The following is a 21,192-nucleotide window of genomic DNA, read 5'->3' as shown; positions in this document are numbered from 1 at the left end:
ACGTCGTGGCGAGACACCTCTACAGCTGCCCCCTGCGCTGGTCGGACATGGACGCCTTCGGGCACGTCAACAACGTGGTCTTCCTCCGCTACCTGGAGGAGGCCCGGATCGACTTCATGTTCCGGCTGGCGCCGGGGGACGGCAGCCCGTCCTTCTCCGGCGGGTCCGTCGTGGCCCGCCACGAGATCGACTACCTCCGCCCGCTGGTCCACCGGCACGAGCCGGTGACCATCGAGTCGTGGGTCACGAAGATCGGCGCGGCGTCGCTGACGATCGCGTACGAGATCAAGGACCCCGAGGTCACCTACGTACGGGCCTCGACGGTCGTCGTGCCCTTCGACCTGGAGGCACAGCGGCCCCGCCGCATCTCCGAGGAGGAGCGCCGCTTCCTCCAGGAGTACGTCGACGACGGGATGACGTCCGCCGCATGACCGTGCTCGCCCCGCTGCACTTCGCCGACCCCAGGGAGGCGGCGGCCCTCGCCGCCTTCCTGGGCCGGCTCGTGCACTACGACCGCGCCGCCGCCGTCCGCCTCCAGGCCGGGGGCGGCGCGCTCGCCGTCTTCGGACGCCCGCCCTCCTTCGAGGTGCTGGCGATCCGCACGGCCCGGCTGGAGGACGCCGTCGACCTCGACGTCACCGTCTCCGCCGGAGAACTCCTCGACGGCATCGAGGAGACGGCCGGCAAGGCCGTCGTCCCCGGCACCGTCACCGGCCCGCCCTGGGCCGGCGTCCTCCCGCCGCGCTCCGGCTGGCGGCCCGTCGAGGGCCTGCCCGGCGCCGGGGAGCTGCGCGGGGCGGTCGCCGCGGCCGTCGCCGAGTTCCGCCGCCGCGACGAGGAGCTGCCCGAGGAACGGCGCACCCGCGCCGAGCGCGACCGCATCGGCCGCGAGATCTGGTCCCGCACCCTCGGCGCCACCGGCCTGCCCCTGCGGGCCGTGCACGCCGCCCAGTCGCTGGGCTTCCTGCCCCCGCGGGACGTCCCGGTCGCCCTGGTGGCCGCCGGACCGTGGCTGCGGCTGCGCACCCCGTACGGCTCCGTCGCCCTCCGCACGGCACCCGCCGCGCTCACGGTGACGCCGGCGTCCTGAGGCCCTGTCCGGAAGGTGCCGCCCGGCGCCGCCTCCGGACGGGACCGGGAGCCCGGTCACCAGATCCGCTTCCCCTTCCCCGTGAGCTCGTGCCGCAGCGAGGCGACCGAGAGGCCCGCCGCGAGCAGCAGCAGGGCCGCGGGGACGTAGGGGGCGCCGCGGGCGACGTTCTCGCCGGCCGGGACCGGGTCCATGCGCCGCGCCGGGTCGTACGCGATCCGGACCGGCTTCCCCGCCTCGCCCAGCTTCCCCTCCCAGGAGAACTCCTCCGGGTAGCCGCCGGGGCAGTCCAGCGTGTGGTGGTAGAGCCGCTTCGCCTCCGGGGCGCCCTCGCCGAAGGTGGGATGGTCGGTGACCCGCACCTTCCCCACCACCACGCACTCCACCGTCGCCCCGCGCACCCGTGAGTCCCGGGCCTCGATCCACACCGCGCCCAGGCCCGCGAGCAGCACCACGAGGGCCAGGACGGTGCCGCCCTCGCGGAAGAGCGCGTTGTGCGCCACCGCCGCCAGCGCGGCGAGGGCCAGTCCGACGCCGACCGCCGGAGCGGTCGGCACGCCGAGCGGACTCCGCATCGACCAGCTCGCCCACAGGTGCAGCAGCACGCCCGCGCCGAGCGGCACGGCCACCGCGCCCGCGTACGACAGGGCCCTGTCCTTCTCCATCCCGACCACCCCCGGGAGGGGACGCGCCCGCCCGCGGGCCGGTTCCTCAGCCCTCGGCGTCGTCCGGCCACACCCCGATGTGGTCCTGCTCCAGCTCCAGCGCCACGCGGTGCTCCATGCCCAGCGCCTTGGTGTAGTCCGCGGGGAGCTGGAGCCGGCCGGCGCGGTCGAGCATCGCGTACTCCCGCGCCACCAGCGACTCCTGGCCCTCCTCGTCGACCTCGGTGCGGCGCAGCACCTCGGAGGAGGTGCGGCCGTCGCGGATCGCGACCGTGCGGCGCACCTCGGTGGCGACCGCCTGGTCGTGGGTGACGATCACGATCGTGGTGCCCAGTTCCTCGTTGGCCCGGCGGAAGGCGGCGAAGACCTGCTCGCCGGTGGCCGAGTCCAGCTCGCCGGTGGGTTCGTCGGCGAGGAGGACCTTCGGGTCGTTGGCGAGGGCGACGGCGATGGCGACCCGCTGCTGCTGGCCGCCGGAGAGCTGGTGCGGCCGCCGGTCCCGGCAGTGCGCGATGTCCATCATCGCGAGGAGCTCCTCGGCCCGCTCCGCCTTCTTCGCCCTGCTGCCCGCCAACTGCATCGGCAGCGCCACGTTCTGGGCGGCCGTCAGGTAGGGGAGGAGGTTGCGGGCGGTCTGCTGCCAGACGAAGCCGACGACCTCGCGCCGGTAGCGCAGCCGGTCCTTGCCGGTCATCGCGAGCAGGTCGCAGCCCGCGACCCGGGCCGCGCCGGCGGTGGGCACGTCCAGGCCGGCGAGGATGTTCATCAGCGTCGACTTGCCCGAGCCGGACGCCCCGACCAGGGCCATCAGCTCGCCCTCCTTGACCAGGAGGTCGAGTCCCTGGAGCGCCTGCACCTCCACCCCGTCGGTGGTGAAGATCCGCACGAGGCGGTCGCAGGCGATCAGCGCGTCGTGGCCGTACGAGGGCCGGTCGAGGTGGGCGCTGGCCCGCCGCTCCAGCTCCTCCAGAGTCGCGTCCGCGGTCGTGGTCATCGTGCGTCTCCTGCCCTGAGTTCCTTCACCGAGCTCTTCCGTCCCGTCCACCACGCCTGGATTCCGGCCGCCGCCCCCGTCAGGAGGACCACGGCCACCGCCGGCAGCAGCAGCGACCACGGGTCGGCCCGCAGCCCGACGCCGCCGGGTCCCACGCCGTCCGCGGCCGTGGCCAGCGCCAGCCGGTGCAGGTCCACGCCGGGCGCGAGCAGCGGCACCGTCGCCCAGCCGGCGAGCGCCCCGCCGAGCGCGGCGAAGACGGCCGGGGGCAGCGCCTCCAGACCGAGCAGCCGGCGCCCCTGCCTGCGGGTGAGGCCCATGGTCCGCAGCCGGGCCAGCAGCGTCGCCCGCTCGGGGCCGCTCCGGGTGAGGGAGAGCAGCACGGCGACGACCGCGTAGGCGGCGCCCGCGCCGATCGCCGCCGAGTAGAGACCTTCGGCGCCGGACTGGAGCGGTGAGTCCACGTACGAGCGGCGGGTCTCGGTGCTCAGCGTCACGGCGAGTTCGCCGGACGCGGCCCCGACGGCCGTCCGCAGCGCCGCGCCGGAGGGTTCGCCGCTCACCAGCAGCGCGGTCTCCCGCCGGTTGGTGATGTCGGCGGCGTTGACCACGAGGAAGTCCTCGCCGCGGACCGCCGGGGTGGAGTCCCGTACCGCGACCACCCGCACCCGGAAGGCGCCGGCGGCGGCGTTCAGCTTCTGCGGCTGGTCCCCGAGGCGTGCGGCGACCTCGGGGGAGGCGAGCGCCGGCAGCACCCGTTCGGTGTCGCCGACGGCGTCCTTGCCGCCCTTCCCGGTCGAGGCGAGCAGTTCGGCGGGGAAGGCGCCGTTGCCGGTGCGCTGGGCGAGCTTCGCGTAGGCGGCCGGGTCGACGGCGACGAGCGGGGCGCTCATCGGCTGGTCGGTGGCGACCGGGGACGGCAGGGCCGTCCCGTACTCGATCTGCACGGGCAGCGCCTCGCGGACGCCCTTCGTGCCGCGCACGGCCTCGGTCAGCCCGGCTGGCAGCAGCACGCCCTCGGTGCGGCCCTCGATCCGGGCGTCGGCGCCGGTGGCGAGCAGCGCGGCCCGGTCGCGGGCCTCGGCGACCCCGGCGAGGACGGAGCCGCCGAAGGCGGCCGTGGTCAGCGCCAGGACGAGGGTGAGCAGCGGGAGCACGCCGGTGGCCGAGGAGCGGGCGGCGCGGGCGATGGCCAGCGGGCCGACGACGCCGCGCATCCGGCGGACCGGGCGGGCCAGCCAGCGCAGCGGCAGCGGCTGGACCCGTACGAGGACGAGGGCGGCGATCACGCCGATGAGCACCGGGGCGGCGCTGACCAGGTGGTCGCCGGCGTCGTCGGTGCCGCGCAGCCGCAGCGAGCCGATCGCGCCCGCCGCCAGGATCAGCAGGGTCAGTTCGGCGACGGTGCGGCGCCGGGAGGGCCGGGCGTCCACCAGGTCCTCGCGGGCCCCGTGCAGCCGGGGCGCCCGGTGCCGGAGCATGGCCCGGACGGGCAGCACCAGGGCGGCGATCTGCGCCACCAGGGCGGCGCCGAGGACCGACGGGAGGAGCGGCGCGGAGCCGGTGAGGGCGGAGGCGCCGGGGGTGTCGGGGCCGCGCACCAGCGCGACCGCGGCCGCCAGGCCGAGCACGGCCGCCGGGACGGCGACGGCGGCGGTCTCGCCGAGCAGCCGGAGGCCGATGCCGGGCAGGGAGGCGCCGCGGGCGCGCAGCAGGGTGAGTTCGCCGTCCCGGCGGCTGAGGAAGAGGCCGCCGGTCATGGCGACGACCACGGCCGCGACGGCGCCGACGCCGAAGACGGCGACGGCGACGACGGGGGCGATGGCGGCCTTCGTCGCCGCGTAGGCGGCGGAGATCTCGTCGAGGCCGGTGGCGACGAGGCCGGTGTCGCCGGTGATCTCGCGGATCCTGGCCGAGGCGGGGCCGCTGCGTGCCGAGTCGACGGCGGCGGCGAGCGGTCCGGCGTCGGCCGCGGTCAGGTGGTCGGCGACCGTGGGGAAGCGCCAGAAGACCTCGGCGGTGCCGGTGGTGGTGGCGAGGGCGGACCCCGACTCCGGGGCGACGAGGAGGCCGGCCTGCCAGTAGCGCTTCGGCTCCGTGGGGTGGTCCGTCATCGCCAGCACCGGCGTGGACAGCAGCGGTTCCACCGACCAGTACGGCCGGCGGGGGTCGCGGGGCTCCACGATGCCGGTCACGGTGACGGCGACCGGCTCGGCGGTGATGCCGGGCACGTGCACGACGGAACCGGGCTTGATCCCGAGGACCTCGGCCATCGCCGTCGTCGCCATGGCCTCCGGGCGGCGCGCGTCGCCCCGGGCCATGCGTCCCTGCTTCAGGACCGCGTGGTCGGCGAGGCCGGAGGGCGAGGCGAGGGTGAACAGGACCGGCGCGTGGTCCGGTTCGGGCAGCCACGGGTCGAGGCCCTCGACCGGCACCATGGTCCGGACGCCGTTCACGGTCTGCTCGGGGTCGGTGCGCAGCGGCGCGGGGAGCAGGCCGCGCAGCTCCTCCTGGTTCTCGCGCAGGACGTCGGGCTCCACCCTGGTGCCCTGCTCCAGCGGGTAGGTGATCTCCAGCTGGGACCGGTGGGCGTCGGCCGTGCGGATGCCGTGCCGCAGCCCCTTCGTCTCGTACGCGTCCACCACGCGCGGCAGCGCGGCGGCGAGCAGCGCGGTGACGAACACCAGCAGTGCCAGGCCGGCGGCGGCTCCGGGCGCGGCCCGCAGCCGGGTCCGCACCCAGGGCGCGACGGCCGGGCCGGGGGCCTTCTCGGACTCGCCCGTCACCGGTGCGGCGGGCGCGGGCCGGTGGTCGGGGGACTCGCCTGCGGGCTGCATCGGGCGGGACTCCTCGCGCGGGACGTCGGTCATCAGTTGTCTCCCTGGTGGCGCAGGGACACCGCCGGGTCGTTGCGGCGCAGGGCGATGGCCGCGACGACGGCGAGCGGCAGGGCGGCGACTCCGGCGAGGAGCAGCGCCACCTGGCCGAGGGGCAGTTCGACCAGGACGGGCGGCACGGGCCGGGTGGCCCGGCCGGTGAGCACGATCAGCGGGACGACGACCCGGGCCAGCAGGGTGCCGAGGGCGACGCCGACCAGGAGCCCCACGCCGATGAGGACGCCCTGTTCGGCGGCGAGGAGCCGGGCGAGGCGGCGGCGGGGCGCGCCGAGGGCCCGCAGGATCGCGAACTCGGCGGCCCGTTCCCGTACGGAACCGGCCGAGCCGACCGCGAAGCCGACCGCGGCCAGTGCCGCGGCCGCGGCGGCCACCGCCATGAGGGCGGTGTTGGGGCCGGCGCCCAGCGGGTCGCCGAGCAGGTCGTCGGCGATCACGTCGCGGACGACGATCTCGCCGGGCTCGTCGCCGTCGCGCAGCGCCTTCGCGACGGCGTCCGCCCGGCCGGACTCGGAGGTCAGCCACCACTCGGTGGGTGCCACCGGCGCCGTCGGGTCGGCCGTGGCCAGGAACCGGTTGACGGCCCCCAGGTCGACGAGCACGCCGCCGCCGTCCGCCGGCACGTGACCGGCGGCCTCCGCGTCGGTGGTCCGGCCCGCGGTCCCGGTGGTCGGCAGGTCCGCCACGACGCGGGTGACGACCACGTCGATCCGGCGGCCGCCGAGCGAGAGCTGGATCTGGTCGCCCTGTCGTGCCTTGGACGCCGTCATGAACGCCTCCGACGCGATGGCCGGGAGGCGGTCCGGCTGCGCGCCCGCGGGCGCGGTCACCCGCACCGCGTAGCTCTCGGACAGCACCCCGTAGGTGCTGAAGTGGCCCTGGAGCGCGTACGGGAGGGTGTACGGGGCCGTCGTGGCGCCGGCCACGGGGCTGCCGGCCGCGCCGGTCAGCCGCGTCGGGTCGCCCTGGCTGCCCTGGACGGTCTGCTCGCCGGTGGCGGTCCAGCGGGACAGCGTGCGCGTCGGGTCCACGGGGCGCCGCGTCCCGTCGGCCCCGGTCGTGGCGAGCCGGTCGACGTGGAGCTTCTGGGCGCGCCAGGTGCCCTCGGTGAAGTCGGCGGTGAGCTCGATGCCGGTGAGGGCGAGGCGGGGCCCGGTGCCGGTGCCGTCCCCGGTCAGCGGGCCGAGGTCGAGCTCCATCCGGTGGGTGCGGCCGTCGGGGGGCAGGGTCCCGAGAGGCTGCCGGTACGGGATCCCGTACCCGTCCTCCAGGGTGGCGATGATCCGGCCGGCGGTGGTGCCGCGCGGGGCCTGGCTGCGCAGGTCGACGACGAGCGAGCGGCTGTCCTCCGGCAGGACGAACCCGCGCCTCGCGCCGTCCCCCGGCGCGAGCGGGGCGAGCAGCTCGGCGGGCGTGCCGCCCGCCAGGTCGCCGCGCATCAGCAGGCCGCCGGCGAGCCGGTCGGTGGCGGCGGCGAGGACGGTGGCGTTGTGGCCGGCCACGTCCATGGAGGCGCGGTGGACCGGCGCGACCTCGCGCACCCCGGGGACGGCGGCGAGCCGTGCGGTCCGGCTCGCGTCGCCGGGGCCGACCCCGAGCACCCGCACGGACGTGCCGGCGCGGAAGTCGGCCTGGTCGTGCTGCGACCGCTCCCAGGAGTTGCTCTGGCCGATCGCCAGCATGCCCATCGCCACGGCGAGGACCAGCAGCAGCACCGGTCCCGCGCCGCGCAGCGGGCGGCGGCTGAACTGCCAGCCGGCCAGCGCGGCCGACAGGCCCCGGCCGCCGGCGGCGCGCCGCTCGGCCAGCTTGGCGGCGGGCGGCAGCAGACGGAGGGTCAGGACGGTGCCGGCGAGCAGCGCGAGCGCGGGCGCGGCGACGAGCACCGGGTCGACCGAGGAGCCGTCGGCCGCCGCCTCGGGCTGCCGCTGGAGCTGCCACAGCGCGATGCCCGCGACGAGCAGCAGCGCGAGGTCGGCGCCGGCCCGCACCGGCCAGGGGAGGGTTCCGCCCCGGGCCTTGCGCAGGGAGACGGCGTCGCCGTCCCGCGCGGCGAGCGCGGGGGCGACGACCGCCGCCGCGCAGCAGAGGGCGACGCCGAAGGAGACCAGCCAGACCGTCAGGGACGGAGAGGTGTCGAGCCGGACGCCGAGCGAGGAGAGCGCGGACCGCTCGGCGAAGAGCCGGGTGAGCGGCCCCGTGAGCAGCGGGGCGACGAGGGCGGCGGGCAGCGCGAGGAGCAGCGCCTCGGCTGCGGCGAGTCCGGCGATCCGGCGCCGGGAGCCGCCGCGGGCGCGCAGCAGCGCGGTCTCGCCGGAGCGTTCGGTGCTCAGCAGCCGGGCGACGAGGAGCAGCGCGTAGGCGGCGAGCATCACCAGCTGCACGGCGACGACGAGGAGGGTGGAGCGGGAGACGGCGAGGGCGCGTTCGGTCTGCGCGAGGACGGTCGGCAGGCCGGTGACGGCGCTGATCGTGGTGCCGAAGGAGGCGCTGTCGGCGATGAGCGCCGCCGGCTCCCGGGTCGCCGCCTCGCGCAGCGGCGCGATGCCGCCGGTGTCGAGGCGGGAGAAGTCGGCGGTGCCGAGCCAGGAGGTCTCGCCGACGGTGACGGAGCCGGAGGTGAGCACCGACGGGTCGGCGAGCAGCGGCCCGTAGGTGGTGAAGGAGACGGTCCGCACGCCGCGGCCGCCGGCCGGGTCGAGCAGCCAGTACGGGTCGGTGAGGTCGGCCGGCGCGTAGACGCCGGTGATCCGCACCTGGATCTTCTTCTCGGCGAGCCGGTCGGTGAGTTCGAGGACGGCGCCGGGGCCGGTCCTGAGCCGCTTCGCCGCCTCCTGCGGCAGGGCCGCCTCCCTCACGCCGCCGCCGTCGCCGCCGGGCCGGGGCCAGGCGCCGCGGACGAGGGTGAGGCGGGAGCGGTCGAGCGCCGCGAAGTGGGTCAGGTCGGGCTCGCCGTCGCGGGCCGTGGGCGCCTGGAGCGAGCGCGGCAGCGCGTACGGCCCCGAGCTCTCCAGGCGCTGGAGGGTGACGGGCAGTCCGTCGAAGGCGCGCCGGGCGCTCTCGGTGACGGCCCGGTCGGCGGAGGCCCGGCGGTCGGCCGGCACCTGCCCGGAGACGAGCAGGGTGGCGGCGGCCGCGGAGCGGTCACGCAGCCCGGCCTGGAGCGCCGCGTTCCCGATGGAGCCGGAGAACCCGGCGAGGGTCGCGAGGACCGTCGTGGTCAGGACGACGGCGAGCAGTGCCGCGCCGAGCAGCAGCCGGTGTGCCCTGACGCGCAGAAGTACGAACCCCGTCACCCATCCCCCTGGCCGCTCCACGCGCGTCCGCATGCCGCCGAACGCCTGTCGAACTCTCGAAACGTCCTGGGAATGCTTTCATCGGCCACGGGTCGCTGGAAACCGCTTGCGCACCGACCTTGATGGGATCGTGACCGTTATTCGGTCATCCATCCCCGGAATGTGTTCATCCGGTGGCACGGAGTGGTCTGAACCTGCGGGGGTGGTTCCGGTTCAGCCGGCGGTGTTCACCATCGAGGCCGCCGCGTACGTCATGTACCGCCACAACTGGGCGTCGTGCTCCGGCGCGAGCTCCAGGCTGTCGATCGCGTCCCGCATGTGCCGGAGCCACGCGTCGTGCGCGGCCTGGTCGACGGCGAAGGGGGCGTGCCGCATCCGCAGCCGGGGGTGACCGCGGCGCTCGCTGTAGGTGCCGGGGCCGCCCCAGTACTGCATGAGGAAGAGGGCGAAGCGCTCCTCGGCGGGGCCGAGGTCCTCCTCGGGGTACATCGGGCGGAGCAGCGGGTCCTCCGCGACGCCCTCGTAGAAGCGCCGGACGAGACGGCGGAACGTCTCCTCGCCGCCGACCTGCTCGTAGAAGGTCTGCTCCTGCACCGCGCCGTCCCCGGGAATCTCGTTCACCGTCCCATCGTCTCAGACGGGGCGGCGGAGGACCGGAGGTCTAGGACCTCCGGCCCCCGGGCACGGACATGGGCGGTGGGCGGCGGACCGCGGTCAGCCGCGCCGGACGGTGATCGTCGTCCAGGCGCCGACGTGCACCTGGTCGCCGTCCTGGAGCTGGACCGGGACGTACGGCTGGATCGGCTCCTCGCCGCCGTTGACCGTGGTGCCGTTGGTGGAGTTCTGGTCCACCACCGCCCACGAGCCGTCCGGCTGCTGCACCAGCACGGCGTGCTGGTGCGAGACGCCCGGATCCTCCGGCGGCACGGCCAGGTCGATGTCGGGGGCCTCGCCGGTGGAGTGCCGGCGGCGCCCGATGGAGACCTGGTTGCCCTGGAGCGGCAGCTGCTTCGGCGGCGCGTACGCGGGCAGGTTGAGACCCGATGCCTCCGGGCCGCTGCGGCGCATCATCGCCATGAAGTAGTCGCGGTCCGGCCCGATGTGGGCGGTCCACCCCTGCGGGCGCTGCGGCGCCGGCGCCCCCGGGAACTGCTGCTGCGGCGGCGGTCCGGGCTGCGGCGGCTGCGGGGGCTGCGCCTGGGACGGCGGGGAGAGCACCCAGTCGTCGTCGGCACGCGGCTGCGGCGGCGCCGGCGGGGCCGGGGCCTGGGCCTGGGCGTACGCGGGCGGAGCCTGGTGGTGGGTCGGCTCGGCGCCGAGCGGCTCGGCCGGCCGGTTCACCTGGGACGGCCGCGAGTCGTGGTACCCGAACGGGTCCTGCGGCGCGGCCGGCCCGGGCGGCGCCGGCGCGGCCGGACCCGCCGGCGGCGACTGGAAGCCCGGCGGCAGGTTCAGCCCCGGCGGAGGCCCGGCGGGGCGGCCGGCGGGAGCGATCGGGGTGTACGAGGTCGCGGTACCGGTCAGGAAGTTCCAGCGGCACTCCTCGCAGTACGGCGCCATGTGCTCACGCGGCGTACGGCACTGCGGGCACAGCTCCGCCTGCGCGGTGGCGTTCGGATCCCCGCCCGCGGCGAACCCGCCGGGCCCGCCCCCGTCGGCCCCGCCCCGGAAGGCGGGCGGAGGCGGCGGGGTCCCGGGACCACCGGGAGCACCGGGGAACGAGGGGGCGCCGGGGGCACCCGGGCCGCCCGGCGCACCCGGACCACCGGGGAAGCCGGGGCCGGGACCGCCGGCCGGAGCACCGGGAGCACCCGGGAAACCGGGACCGCCGGGGCCCGCCGGACTGCCGGGAGCACCCGGGAAGCCGGGACCGCCGGCACCGCCGGGCGCGCCGGGACCGCCGGGGGCACCGGGGAAGCCAGGCCCGCCGGGACCGCCGGGCGCACCGGGGCCGTCGGGGAAGCCGGGACCACCGGGGCCGCCGGGCGGGGGCGGGAAGCCGGGGCCGCCGGCACCGCCGGGCGCGCCGGGTCCGCCGGGGAAGCCAGGACCGCCCTGGCCGCCCGGAGCACCGGGCGGGGGCGGGAAGCCGGGGCCGCCGGGGCCGCCAGGGGCACCGGGTCCGCCGGGGAAGCCGGGACGACCGGCGTCGGCCGGAGAACCGGGGCCGCCGGGCGCGCCGGGGCCGTCGGGGAAGCCCGGGCCGTCGGGCGAGCCGGGCCTGCCGGCGCCCACCGGGGCACCAGGTCCGCCGGGGAAGCCGGGTCCGCCGGAGCCCGCCGGACCGCCGGGGAAGCCAGGACCGCCAGGACCGCCGGGAGCAGCCGGACCGCCGGGGAAGCCGGGGCCGCCAGGGGCGCCCGGGCCGCCGGGCGTGCCGGGGCCGTCGGGACCGCGGGAGCCCGCCGGGCCGCCGGGGAAGCCGGGACCGCCGGGGCCGCTCGGGGTACCCGGGCCGCCGGGACCGCCCGGGCCGCCGGGGTTGGGCGGGGAGCCGAAGAAGCCCGGAGGGGGCGGGGTGCCAGGAGCGGCGGGGCCGGCCGGGGCTCCCGGGGTGCCGGGTGCGCCCGGGCCGGCCGGGGGGTTCGGATGGGGGTAGCCGTAGGCGGGCGGCGGGCCCGGAGGGCCCGGGGGCGGCGGCGGGGGAGGCGGCGGTACGGCACCCGCAGGCGCACCCGCCCCGGCCATGCGATGGCCGCAGACCTCGCACCAGTCGTCGGAGACCGACTGGTGTCCGTTCGGGCAGGTCGGCATGTCGGTGCTTCCCCCTCTCGTCGTCCGGCCCGGTGGGCCGGGCTACCTCTTGACGCGAACGGTCTTGGTGGAACGGGTCTCGAGTGTCATCTCGTCCGCCTCCGCGACCTTCGCCTTCAACCGCACAGTACCCGCCGCCGCGTCGACCACGTCCACCACCTTCGAAAGGAGTTTCGCGGTATCGGCGTTGCCGGAGACCGCCGCGAGCTGCACCGCGCGGCCCAGTTTCGCGGTCGCTCCGTCCCGATCGCCCGATTTGCGGGCGTCCAGCCCCTCCTGGATGGCGTCCGCGAGCTCCGCCTGGCCCGTGTAGTGGGCGACCTGCGGATTGATCGCCGTGGTCATCGCCACGTCGTGCGTCCACACCGCCCGTACCAGCCCTTGGGACACCGGCCGGGCGTCGCCGCCGGCCGGGTCGGGGACGATCAGGGAGACCCGGGCGGCGAGCATCTCCTGCCCGACCGCGTTCGCCGGCACCCGCACGCGCACGTGGTAGTCGCGGGACTCGTCGCCCCACGAGCCGGTCGGGTACTCCCCGGCGCGCGGCCCGGTGTCGGCGCGCCGGCCGGTCAGGTCCGTGACGGACGGGGCGACCTGCTTGACGAAGACGATCTCCGCGCCGACCGGCGTCCAGAGCCGCAGCGCCACGTCGGCGACGCCCTTGCCCATGACGTTCTCCATCATCGCCGTGAAGTCGGCGGTGAGCCCGGCCGGATCGGCGACGATGTCGGCGGAGCCGAGCAGCGCCGAGGCGATGCCGGTGACCTCCTTGACCTCCCAGTCGGTGCCGACGCCCCGCGCGTCGCAGGTGAAGCGGCCCGCGCAGGCGTCGAGCGCGGCCCGCAGCGCCTCGGGGGACTCGTGCTCGTTGCGCCCGTCGGTGAGCAGCACGGCGTGCCGGATGGCGAGGTCCTCGTCGCCGAGGAGGGTGTCGGCGAGCCGCAGCCAGGTGCCGATCGCGGTGCCGCCGTCGGCGGAGAGCCGCGCCAGGGACTCCTTGGCCTCGGCGCGGGTCCGGGCGCCGGCGACGGCCAGCCGGCCGTGGTCCGGATAGACCGGGGTGGCGACGTGGTTGCCGGCGACGACGGCGAAGGAGGTGCCGTCGCGGAGGGTGTCGATCGCGGCGGCGGTGGCGTCCCGGGCGCCCGCCATCTTGGTCGGCGGGTAGTCCATCGAGCCCGAGCAGTCGACCATGATCACCACGCCGGCCGGTCCGCCGGCCGTGACGCCCCTCGCCCCGCTGGTGCCGCCGCCGGTCGCCGTGACGGTGACGACGGCGTCGACGTCCCGCCCGCCGGCCGGCAGGTACTCGTTCTGGTAGACGTCCACCGAGAACTGCGGCACGGACGGCTTGGCGAAGTTCGCCATCTGGTTTCGGCTCCTCGGGGGTGGTGCGGACGCGAGCGGTGACGGGTGACGGGGTGTCAGGAAGAGCCTGCCCCCGCGGGCGGCGGGGCGAACGGCGTCAGGGCGACCGTGATGTTGTCGTGTCCGCCGCCGTCGAGGGCGTGGCCGACGAGGACCCGCGCCGCGTGCAGCGGCCGTTCCGCCGCGCCGGCGGGAACGGCCCGGGCCATGGCCTCGGCGGCCTCCGCGTAGTTCCACAGCCCGTCCGTGCAGACCACCACGACACCGGGCCGGTCCGGCTTGAACGCGGCGGTGTGCGGTTCCAGTTCGTACGCGTCGGCGCCGAGCCAGCCGGTGATGGCGTGGGCGCGCTCGTCCGCGTACGCCTGCTCCTCGTTCATCAGGCCCGCCTTGACCATCTGGGCGGCCCACGAGTCGTCCTCGGTGAGCCGGGCGGCGGGCGCGGAGCGGTCGTCCGGCACCCAGTAGGCGCGGCTGTCGCCGACCCAGCCGACGACGAGCAGCCCGTCGGTGACGACGGAGCCGACGATGGTGCAGGCGGGGGAGTTGCCGCCGGGCGGCGCCTCGGTGCCCTCGCCGCCCGGGCCGCCCGTCCGGGCCAGGGCGGTGACGGCCTCGGCGGCGGCGACGATCGCCTCGTGCATGGCCTGCTGCGGGTGGGTGCCGCGGGGCAGCGCCTCGCCGATCACCCGGCCCGCGGCCCGGGCCGCGGCGGCGGACGCCTCGTCGGGGCGGTGGGCGGAGGAGACGCCGTCGCAGACGATCGCGACGGTGGCCGGCCGGCCGTCGGGCAGCGTGGTCTCGGTGATCGCGAACGCGTCCTCGTTGCGGTGGTGGCGCAGGCCGCGGTCGCTGACCGCGGCGACCGTGCCGAGCTCCCGTTCCATGTGGTCGCGCTCGCGGGGCTGGGCGTGCCCGCAGTTCTCGCAGTAGCCGTCCCCGTCGACCCGCCCGGCCCGGCAGGCCACACAGATCCCCTCGGGCACGTCCCCCTCGGCCCCGGCACCGGGCTCGGCGCCGGTCCCGGCCACGGGCTCCGCCCGCACGGCGGCCCGCGGATCGGGCGCGGCCAGCTCGAAGTCGCCGCCGCCCCGCACGGTCTCCCCGCGCGGCGGCACCGGTCCGTCCGTCCGCACGGGCGCGGCCCCGGGCGCGGCCGGGGGCACGGCCACCGGCACCGTCGGCAGGTCCCGGCCGCCCGAGTCGGTGCCCGGCAGCTCGCCGGGGTGCTGGGTCGCCGTCGAGAGCGAGCCCGGGTCCCGGGGCGGCGCCTCGGGCCAGACGGGCGCGGCGATCGGCATCGTCGGCCGGTCCTGCCCGGCGGGCAGCTCCACGGTGGCCGACAGGTCGTATCCGCAGGCCCCGCAGTAGCGGTCCCTGGCGTCCACGGGCTCGGCGCACTCCGGGTTCGGGCAGGCGGCGAGACCGTGCGACGGCGGCTGGGGCTTCTGGGACATCCTCACACCCACGTCCTGGGGCGGTAGCGGTTGGCCCGCTCCACCAGTTCGATCCTCTCCTCGCCCCGCTGGGCGAGCCGGGCCAGCACCCGGTAGGCGCGCTCCAGGCCGAAGCGGAGCCCGCTCTCGTCCAGAGCGCTTCCGAGCAGCGGCTCCCCGCCGCCCGGCGCGGCACCGGGACTCCCGGAGAGTACCCAGTCCAGGGCCGTACCGAGCACCTCCGTCGCCAACCGCTCCCGGCGCACCGGGTCGAGGCCGAAGCCGCCCAGCGCCGAGACCTGCGCGGCGGCCGCGGTCAGGTCGGCGCCCAGCGGCTCGTGCGGCGGGCGCCGCCGCAGCCGGGCGCGGACGGCCGCGACCCGGGCCGCCGTGTAGTGGATGGACGACTCCGGTACGGATTCGAGCGCGGCGACCGCCCCCGCCCGGTCCCCGGCGGCGAGCCGCACCCGGGCGAGCCCGAAGGCGGCGCTGACGAAACCGGGGTCGGTCGTCCACACCAGGTGGTAGTACTCGGCCGCGTTGTCGAGCTGGCCCAGCACCTCCGCGCAGACGCCCAGCGCCAGCTTGGGCGCGGGCTCGCCGGGGAAGGCGTCGTAGACCGCGTCGAAGGCGAGCGCCGCGTGCGTCAGGTCGCCGCCCACCAGCGAGGCCACGCCCCGGTGCCACACCACCCGCCAGTCGTCCGCGTCCCACTGCTCCAGGGCGCCGAGGGTCTGCCCGGCCGAGACCAGGTCCCGCAGGTCGAGCTGGGCCCGCAGGGCGCGCAGCCGCAGCTCGGGGGTGTCGGCGGGCGCGGCCCGCAGCGCCCCGAGGAGCTCGGCGGGGGCGGCGGCCAGCAGACCGGCGAGGAAACCGGCGTTGGCGTCCGCCGGGTCCACCCGCGGCACCGGCAGCGCGAGCGCGGTGGCCGCCACGTCCGGCGGGGCGAGCACCGAGGCGAGCCCCTGCCCGGCGGGGACGCCCGCCGCGGCCGGCGGGGCGGAGCGCCGGCTCCGGCCGGTGCGGCGCGCGCCCAGCACGGACACGTCGTCGGTCCGCTCGGCGAAGAGCACGGTGTCGGTGACCCGCACCTCCGCGCCGAAGAGCGTGGAGAGCGCCGGCCGGGGCCGCCCCGACTGGAGGGCGACGACCTCCCGCAGCACCCCGGTCAGCTGCTCCGCCATCTCCTCGGCGGAGGCGAAGCGGCGCGCCGGGTCCGGGTCGGTGGCCCGCACCAGGAACCGGTAGAACGATTCGTACCGCTGGAAGACCTCGATGTGCTGCGGCTCCGGCAGCGAGTCCGCGAAGACGTTGGTGTAGCCCTGGAAGTCGAAGGTGAGGACGGCGAGGGTGCGGGCCACCGTGTACAGGTCGCTGGCGACCGACGGGCCGACCTCCGCCACCTCGGGCGCCTGGTAGCCGACCGTGCCGTAGATCGCCGACTCGTCGTCGTCCATCCGCCGGACCGCGCCCATGTCGATGAGCTTCAGCTGGTCCTCGGACTGGAGGGCGTTGTCCACCTTGAAGTCGCAGTACAGCAGGTTGCGGCTGTGCAGGTGGCCCAGGGCCTCCAGCGCCTCGATGCCGTACGCGCACGCCTGCTCGACGGGGAGCGGGTCGCGCCGGCCCTCCGGGGTCCGCCGGTCGTTGGCGATCTCCTTGAGCGACTTGCCGCCCACGTACTCCATGACGATGTAGCCGTCGAGGGAGCCGGTGCGCGGGTCGAGGTGCTCGACGAAGTTGTAGATCCGGACGATGTTGGAGTGCTCGATCTCGGCGAGGAAGCGGCGCTCCGATATCGCCGCCGCCATGGCGTCCTGGTCGCCGGTGTCGAGCAGGCCCTTGAGGACCACCCACCGGTCCGACACCGCCCGGTCGACGGCGAGGTAGATCCAGCCGAGGCCGCCGTGGGCGAGACATCCCGCCACCTCGTACTGGCCGTGCACCACGTCCCCGGCCCGCAGCTTCGGAACGAAGGAGTACGGGTGCCCGCACGAGGTGCAGAAGCCCTCGGTGCGGCCCGGCCGGTCGCCGCGCGAACGGCCCACCGGCGCACCGCAGTCGGAGCGCGAGCAGAAGCGCTTCCGCTCCGGCACCTCGGGGTCCGCCATCACCGCCGCGCGCGGATCGGGCCGCGGCACCTCGGGGATCGCGACGAGCCCCGCGCCCAGCCGCTTCCGGGCCGACTGCGCGGCGGACGAACCGGAGCTGCGCACCGACACCGACCGGCCCGTGGCCCGCCCGGACAGTGCCCGCGACAGCCGCCCGGACACCGAGCGGCGCGAGGACGCCGAACGCGACGAGGCCCGCGAGGAGGCACGCGAACCAGTGCGCGCCGACGCCGAGTCGGGGCCCCAGGCCGCCGCCTCGGACGGCGTGCCGAAACCCGCGCCCGTCCCGGACCCCCGGTCGCCGCCGTGCTTCCCCGGCACCGCGACCCCGGTCGGATTGGCCTGGAGGTGCCCGCTCGGCGCCACCACCGGCGCGAGGCCGCACGTGTCGCAGTACAGCTCGCCGCCGCCCACGTCCTCGTAGGCGCCCTCGCACGTGGGCCGCTGGCAGCTCCCCGGCGCTCTCTGACCGCTCACCACTGTCGTCCTCCCGTGTCCGACGGACCGGACAGCAGATCCGCCACCGCCCGCTGGTAGCGCAGTACGGCCTGCTCCGCCGCCCGCAGGTCGCAGGGCGCGCTCCACAGCATCCGGCGCGCCGTGTCGTACCGCTCGGTCAGGAACGGGTCCTCCGCCCCGCCGAGCCGGGTCGCCTTCGCCCGGTACGCGTCCAGCCGGCCGCGCAGCTCCGCCCGCACCGCGAGCGGCGCCGTCACCGCCGTCAGCGAGTCACGGGCCCGCAGCAGCTCCTCCTCCGCCTCCCGCTCCAGCGCGTCGAGCAGCGGCGACAGCCGGTGCCACCGGGCGTGCCGGCGGTGCTCGGCGGCGGCCTGGAGCCGCTCCTGGAGCGCCGTCGGCGGGCCGCTCACGGCCGGCACCTCGGAGGCCGCGATCTTCGCGAGCACCTCGCCGCGCGCCACCCGGGCCTCCGCGAGCGTGCGGTCCGCCCGGGACAGCACGTCCCGCAGCCGCAGCAGCCGCTCCTCGGAGTCCTGCCGCACCGCGAGGACCGCCTCGATCTCCCGCCGCACGTCCTCCAGGGCGAGCGCCGCCCGGTCGTACCGCGTGGTGTCCGGCCGGCCGCCGCCCGGCGCCGAACTGCCCTCCGCCGGACGCCAGAACGCCAGCGGGTCGGTCACCACCCGGGACCGCAGCTCGGTCAGCTCGGCGGTGATGGAGTCCAGCTCGTCACCGGCCGGATGCTCCCCGGGCCGCACCCCGACGGAGTGCGCCAGCGAACGGGTCCGGCCCAGCTCGGCGGCGAGCAGGTCTATCCGCGCGGGCAGCGCCGACCAGACCGCGTCCGCCGTGACCACCACGTCGAGCGAGACGGCGTACAGCTCGTTCATCCGCCGCACGAGCCCGTCGAGGGTGAACCGCTCGGCCAGCAGCGCCCGTTCGCCCGCGCCGCCCGGCACGTGCACCGAGTCGCCGCGCAGCCGCTCGGTCAGCTCCGCCAGCTCCTCCCGGTTCGGCCACTTGTGCCGCGAGCGGACCTCCCGGGCCTCCCGCAGCGCCGCCGTGTACGCGTCGAAGCAGCTCCAGAGCGCGGTGATGATCCGCTCGGTCGACGCCCAGCGCTCCCGGGTGGTGCCGGTCAGACCGGCCCCTTCGAGGAGCCGCCGCCCGGCGTGGTCCTGGAGGGCGAGGAGCGAGTCCTCGACCGCCTTGTGCTCCGCGCCGAGGCGCGCCAGCGCACGGTCCACCTCGTCCCGGTCCATCACCGGCCCAGGGGGTCCCGTGACGCCCATCGCTCTCCTCATCTCCTCGGCCCCGGTGCGGGGCTGCTCGTCGCTCGGCGCTGCTCGTGCCGCTCCTCGTACGGCGGGCGGGGCCCGCTACCGGTACAGCGGGAGGGGCGGCTCGGCCTTGCCGAGTCCCGCCTCCAGCCAGGTCCGGTACGCGTCCTGCCAGGGGCCCTTCCGGTACTCCTCCAGGACCTTGTTGACGCGGCGCACCAGGTCGTCGTTGCCGAGCCTGGCCGCCACCCCGTAGTACTCCTCGGTGAACGGCTCGCCCTTCAGCTCCACCGCCGGGTCCTGCGCGGCCTGCCCGGCCGCGAGCGCGTTGTCGGTGACGACCGCGTCGACCTCGCCCATCTGGAGCCGGGCCAGGCAGTCCAGCTGGTTGGGGACGGTCAGCAGGTTCCGGTCGGCGGGGGTGCCGTCGCCCTCGTCCTCGAAGACCGCGCCGAAGGACTTCTCCTGGAGCGCCTCGTAGGCCGTGGAGCCCTCGGCGGTGCAGACCCTGCGGTCCTTCAGCGTCTCGTCGTACCCGGTGACCGGGGAGTCCTTCGGGGCCAGCACCTGCTGCCCGGCCCGGAAGTAGGCGGTGGAGAACGCCACCTGCTTGATCCGCTTGCAGTTGATCGTCATCGTGCGGACGACGAGGTCCACCTGGCCGCTGTCGAGCGCCGCGATCCGCTGGTTCGTGGGCACGGCGCGCAGCACGATCGCCTCCTCGTCGCCCAGCAGGTCGCGGGCGATCGCCCGGGCCAGGGTGATGTCGAAGCCCTCCAGGGTGCCGGTCTCCGGATTCCGGAAGCCCCAGCGGTAGCTGGACTGGTCGACGCCGACGATCAGCTTGCCGCGCTTCTTGATCGCGGCGACCGCGGGCCCGTCCACGGCCGAGGGCCGCAGCGACGCCTGCGGGTCCTCGCAGGTGTCGGCCTTGACCTGGACGCCGGTGCCCACGCCCGGGCCCGGCCCGGAGGGGCCGGCGGGGCCTCCCGCGTCCCGCGTCAGCGGCAGCAGCGTGAGGGAGGCGGTCAGCGCGCAGGCCGCGCCCATCGCGGCCACTCCGCCCCAGCCCCGCAGCCGCCGGGCCGCCCGCCGCGCGGCGGGCTCGCCGTCGTGTGCCATTCCGCCCCCTCTCACCGGTACTCCGACAGTCTTCGGTTGATGCCGAGCACCGCGCCGAGGGCGCCCAGCGCGCCGAGCGCCGCCGCGCCCAGCGGAAGCCCGGTCAGCGCGTCCACCGCCCCGCCCGCGGAGCGGGTGAACTCGGCCTGCTCGTGCGCGAGGGCGCGCTCCAGGGCCGCGTCGACCTGGTCGAAGCACCAGCCCGCCGACTCCTTCGGCTCGGCCTCGCCCTTCGGCCCGATGATCAGGTCGAGGGCGCGCTGGTACTCGCCCCCCTCACCGAGGTCCCGCGCGGCCGCGTGCCGCTTCTGCCACTCGCCGGCCCCGGCGGCCGCCTCCCGGAGCGGCGCCTGCCCCGCCTCGTCGTCGGCGAGCCGCGTCGCCCGGGCGAGCGCGTCGGTGAGCGCGGCCATGCCGGTCGCGTACTCCGCCTCGTACTTGTCGCTCTTCCCGTCCTCGGTGAGCACCGCGCCCCGGGCGACCTGGGTCAGGTTCTCGTTGGCACGGGCCTTGAGGGAGCTGATCCGCGCCTCGTTGAGCAGCTGGAGCGACTGCTGGCCCTCGGACTGCGCGGAGCCCAGGCCGGCCCGGGCCACGGTGTGCGCCCCGGCCAGCCACAGCAGCACCAGCACGGAGGCGGCACTGGCGGCGAGCAGCCCCCGGCTGAACACCCGGTTGGTCCGCCGGTACTCGCGCCGCTGCGTCCACACCAGGACGCCGAGGGCGAGCACCCCGGCGCCGAGCGCCAGGTACGGCCAGGCGCGGGCGTCGTCGTCGTCCTGGTGCAGCCGGTCGGTCTCCGCCGCGTACAGCCGCTCGGCGGCGGGCAGCAGCCGGGTCGTCATCTCCTGGTTGGCGTACCGCAGATAGGCGCCGCCGAGCGGGAGGCCCTGCCGGTTGGCGGCCCGGGCGCGCTCGATCAGCCCGGTGTAGCGGGGCAGCAGTTCGTTGAGGGTGGTGATCTCGCGGGCCGACTCGCCCGAACCGTCCGTGTTCGCCGCCGCCTTCACCAGGAGCCGGGACGCGGTCGCGATGTCCCGGTCGTAGCGGGCGCGGGACTCCGCCGGTTCGAGTATCCCGGCGAGGAAACCGGCCGCGGCCGTCGAGTCGGCGTCGGCCAGGGAGCGGTAGATCGCGGCGGCGTCGGCGCTCAGCGGCTGGCTGCGCCCGACGACGTCCTCGGCGGAGCCCGCCCGGTCGGCGGCCTCCAGCCCGGCGACCGTACCCAGTGCCAGGACGAGCAGCGCCAGGACGGCCCCGATGATCCGCAGCCGGCCCGGCTCGGTCGTCGCGGCCTCCCGCAGCACCTCGCGCCCGGTCGCCCACGCCCCCCGCGCGGGAGGCGGAGCGGCCCCGACGGCGGCGGCGCGCGAGACCTGCCCCGGCACCGTCGGCCGCGCGGGCGCGGATGCCGGGTCCTGCGCCGCGGCGGGCGCGCTCGGCGGGTGTGTCACGTGACCTCCCCCTCGGTCTCGACGTCGATCGACCCCGGCGAGCAGTATGGCCGCAGGCGGCCCGCCCGCACACCGGGAATGACACGATCTTGTGCCTATCGTGCCCCACTCCTACGGGACTTCCGCGGGCGAGCCCCCTCTCGCCGTCTTCCCGGACGCTCCCCGAACTCTCCTCGAACTCTCCTCGAACACCCTTCCCTCTGTATACGCCGGCCGGTCCCGGCCGGTTCCGCCCCGGACGTCGCTCGAACAGGTGAACGTGCCGGTGG

General features: G+C 76.7%; 13 protein-coding genes and 1 pseudogene. 2 read left to right on the top strand and 12 right to left on the bottom strand.

Annotated elements, in window-relative coordinates:
- The first annotated feature begins 5 nt into the window (after positions 1 to 5).
- Both ACFVU3_RS18645 and ACFVU3_RS18640 read left to right on the top strand, forming a co-directional pair.
- Positions 6 to 431 carry a thioesterase family protein gene (locus ACFVU3_RS18645; RefSeq protein WP_359524111.1) on the top strand — a complete coding sequence of 142 codons (426 nt, stop codon included), beginning with the start codon at positions 6 to 8 and terminating at the stop codon, positions 429 to 431.
- On the top strand, positions 428 to 1,090 hold the full coding sequence (locus ACFVU3_RS18640) for a hypothetical protein (RefSeq protein WP_390067378.1): 663 nt from the start codon (positions 428 to 430) through the stop codon (positions 1,088 to 1,090). Before ACFVU3_RS18645 ends, ACFVU3_RS18640 begins: the two co-directional genes overlap by 4 nt.
- 56 nt (positions 1,091 to 1,146) lie before the next feature.
- Here ACFVU3_RS18640 and ACFVU3_RS18635 read toward each other — a convergent pair whose 3' ends face one another.
- The 12 genes and pseudogenes from ACFVU3_RS18635 to ACFVU3_RS18580 all read right to left on the bottom strand — a co-directional run bounded on the left by ACFVU3_RS18635 (position 1,147) and on the right by ACFVU3_RS18580 (position 20,923).
- Positions 1,147 to 1,755 (bottom strand): hypothetical protein, encoded by a 609-nt coding sequence (locus ACFVU3_RS18635; protein ID WP_390067376.1) that lies wholly within the window; start codon positions 1,753 to 1,755, stop codon positions 1,147 to 1,149.
- A gap of 46 nt (positions 1,756 to 1,801) precedes the next feature.
- Positions 1,802 to 2,749 (bottom strand): ABC transporter ATP-binding protein, encoded by a 948-nt coding sequence (locus tag ACFVU3_RS18630; protein ID WP_390067374.1) that lies wholly within the window; start codon positions 2,747 to 2,749, stop codon positions 1,802 to 1,804.
- Complete coding sequence (locus tag ACFVU3_RS18625) at positions 2,746 to 5,619, bottom strand: FtsX-like permease family protein (protein WP_390067373.1); 2,874 nt, start codon at positions 5,617 to 5,619, stop codon at positions 2,746 to 2,748. Before ACFVU3_RS18625 ends, ACFVU3_RS18630 begins: the two co-directional genes overlap by 4 nt.
- On the bottom strand, positions 5,619 to 8,939 hold the full coding sequence (locus tag ACFVU3_RS18620; protein WP_390067371.1) for an FtsX-like permease family protein: 3,321 nt from the start codon (positions 8,937 to 8,939) through the stop codon (positions 5,619 to 5,621). The genes ACFVU3_RS18625 and ACFVU3_RS18620 overlap by 1 nt, the downstream gene beginning before the upstream one ends.
- A gap of 213 nt (positions 8,940 to 9,152) precedes the next feature.
- Complete coding sequence (locus ACFVU3_RS18615; protein WP_390067369.1) at positions 9,153 to 9,560, bottom strand: globin; 408 nt, start codon at positions 9,558 to 9,560, stop codon at positions 9,153 to 9,155.
- A 93-nt stretch (positions 9,561 to 9,653) separates the two neighbouring features.
- Positions 9,654 to 10,535 (bottom strand): annotated as a pseudogene (locus ACFVU3_RS18610) (FHA domain-containing protein); the annotation flags it as partial.
- Between the two features lie 1,200 nt (positions 10,536 to 11,735).
- Positions 11,736 to 13,061, bottom strand: a complete 1,326-nt coding sequence (locus tag ACFVU3_RS18605; protein ID WP_390067368.1) for a VWA domain-containing protein — start codon at positions 13,059 to 13,061, stop codon at positions 11,736 to 11,738.
- Between the two features lie 56 nt (positions 13,062 to 13,117).
- A complete protein-coding gene (locus tag ACFVU3_RS18600) occupies positions 13,118 to 14,518 on the bottom strand; it encodes a PP2C family protein-serine/threonine phosphatase (RefSeq protein WP_390067366.1) in 1,401 nt (466 codons plus the stop codon).
- Between the two features lie 2 nt (positions 14,519 to 14,520).
- The gene (locus ACFVU3_RS18595; protein ID WP_390067364.1) at positions 14,521 to 17,085 is read right to left on the bottom strand and encodes a tetratricopeptide repeat protein; all 2,565 of its coding nucleotides are present in this window, start codon (positions 17,083 to 17,085) and stop codon (positions 14,521 to 14,523) included.
- On the bottom strand, positions 17,082 to 18,359 hold the full coding sequence (locus tag ACFVU3_RS18590; RefSeq protein WP_390067362.1) for a hypothetical protein: 1,278 nt from the start codon (positions 18,357 to 18,359) through the stop codon (positions 17,082 to 17,084). Before ACFVU3_RS18590 ends, ACFVU3_RS18595 begins: the two co-directional genes overlap by 4 nt.
- Positions 18,360 to 18,446: 87 nt before the next feature.
- Positions 18,447 to 19,469: a glutamate ABC transporter substrate-binding protein gene (locus ACFVU3_RS18585; RefSeq protein WP_390067360.1), complete on the bottom strand. Its 1,023-nt coding sequence runs from the start codon at positions 19,467 to 19,469 to the stop codon at positions 18,447 to 18,449.
- Between the two features lie 11 nt (positions 19,470 to 19,480).
- Positions 19,481 to 20,923 carry a hypothetical protein gene (locus tag ACFVU3_RS18580; RefSeq protein ID WP_390067359.1) on the bottom strand — a complete coding sequence of 481 codons (1,443 nt, stop codon included), beginning with the start codon at positions 20,921 to 20,923 and terminating at the stop codon, positions 19,481 to 19,483.
- Positions 20,924 to 21,192 lie beyond the last annotated feature (269 nt).

Source organism: Streptomyces sp. NPDC058052 (genome assembly GCF_042885515.1).
Taxonomy (GTDB): domain Bacteria; phylum Actinomycetota; class Actinomycetes; order Streptomycetales; family Streptomycetaceae; genus Streptomyces.
The sequence above is the reverse complement of the archived record's forward strand: the minus strand, read 5'-3'. Positions and strand labels throughout refer to the sequence as shown.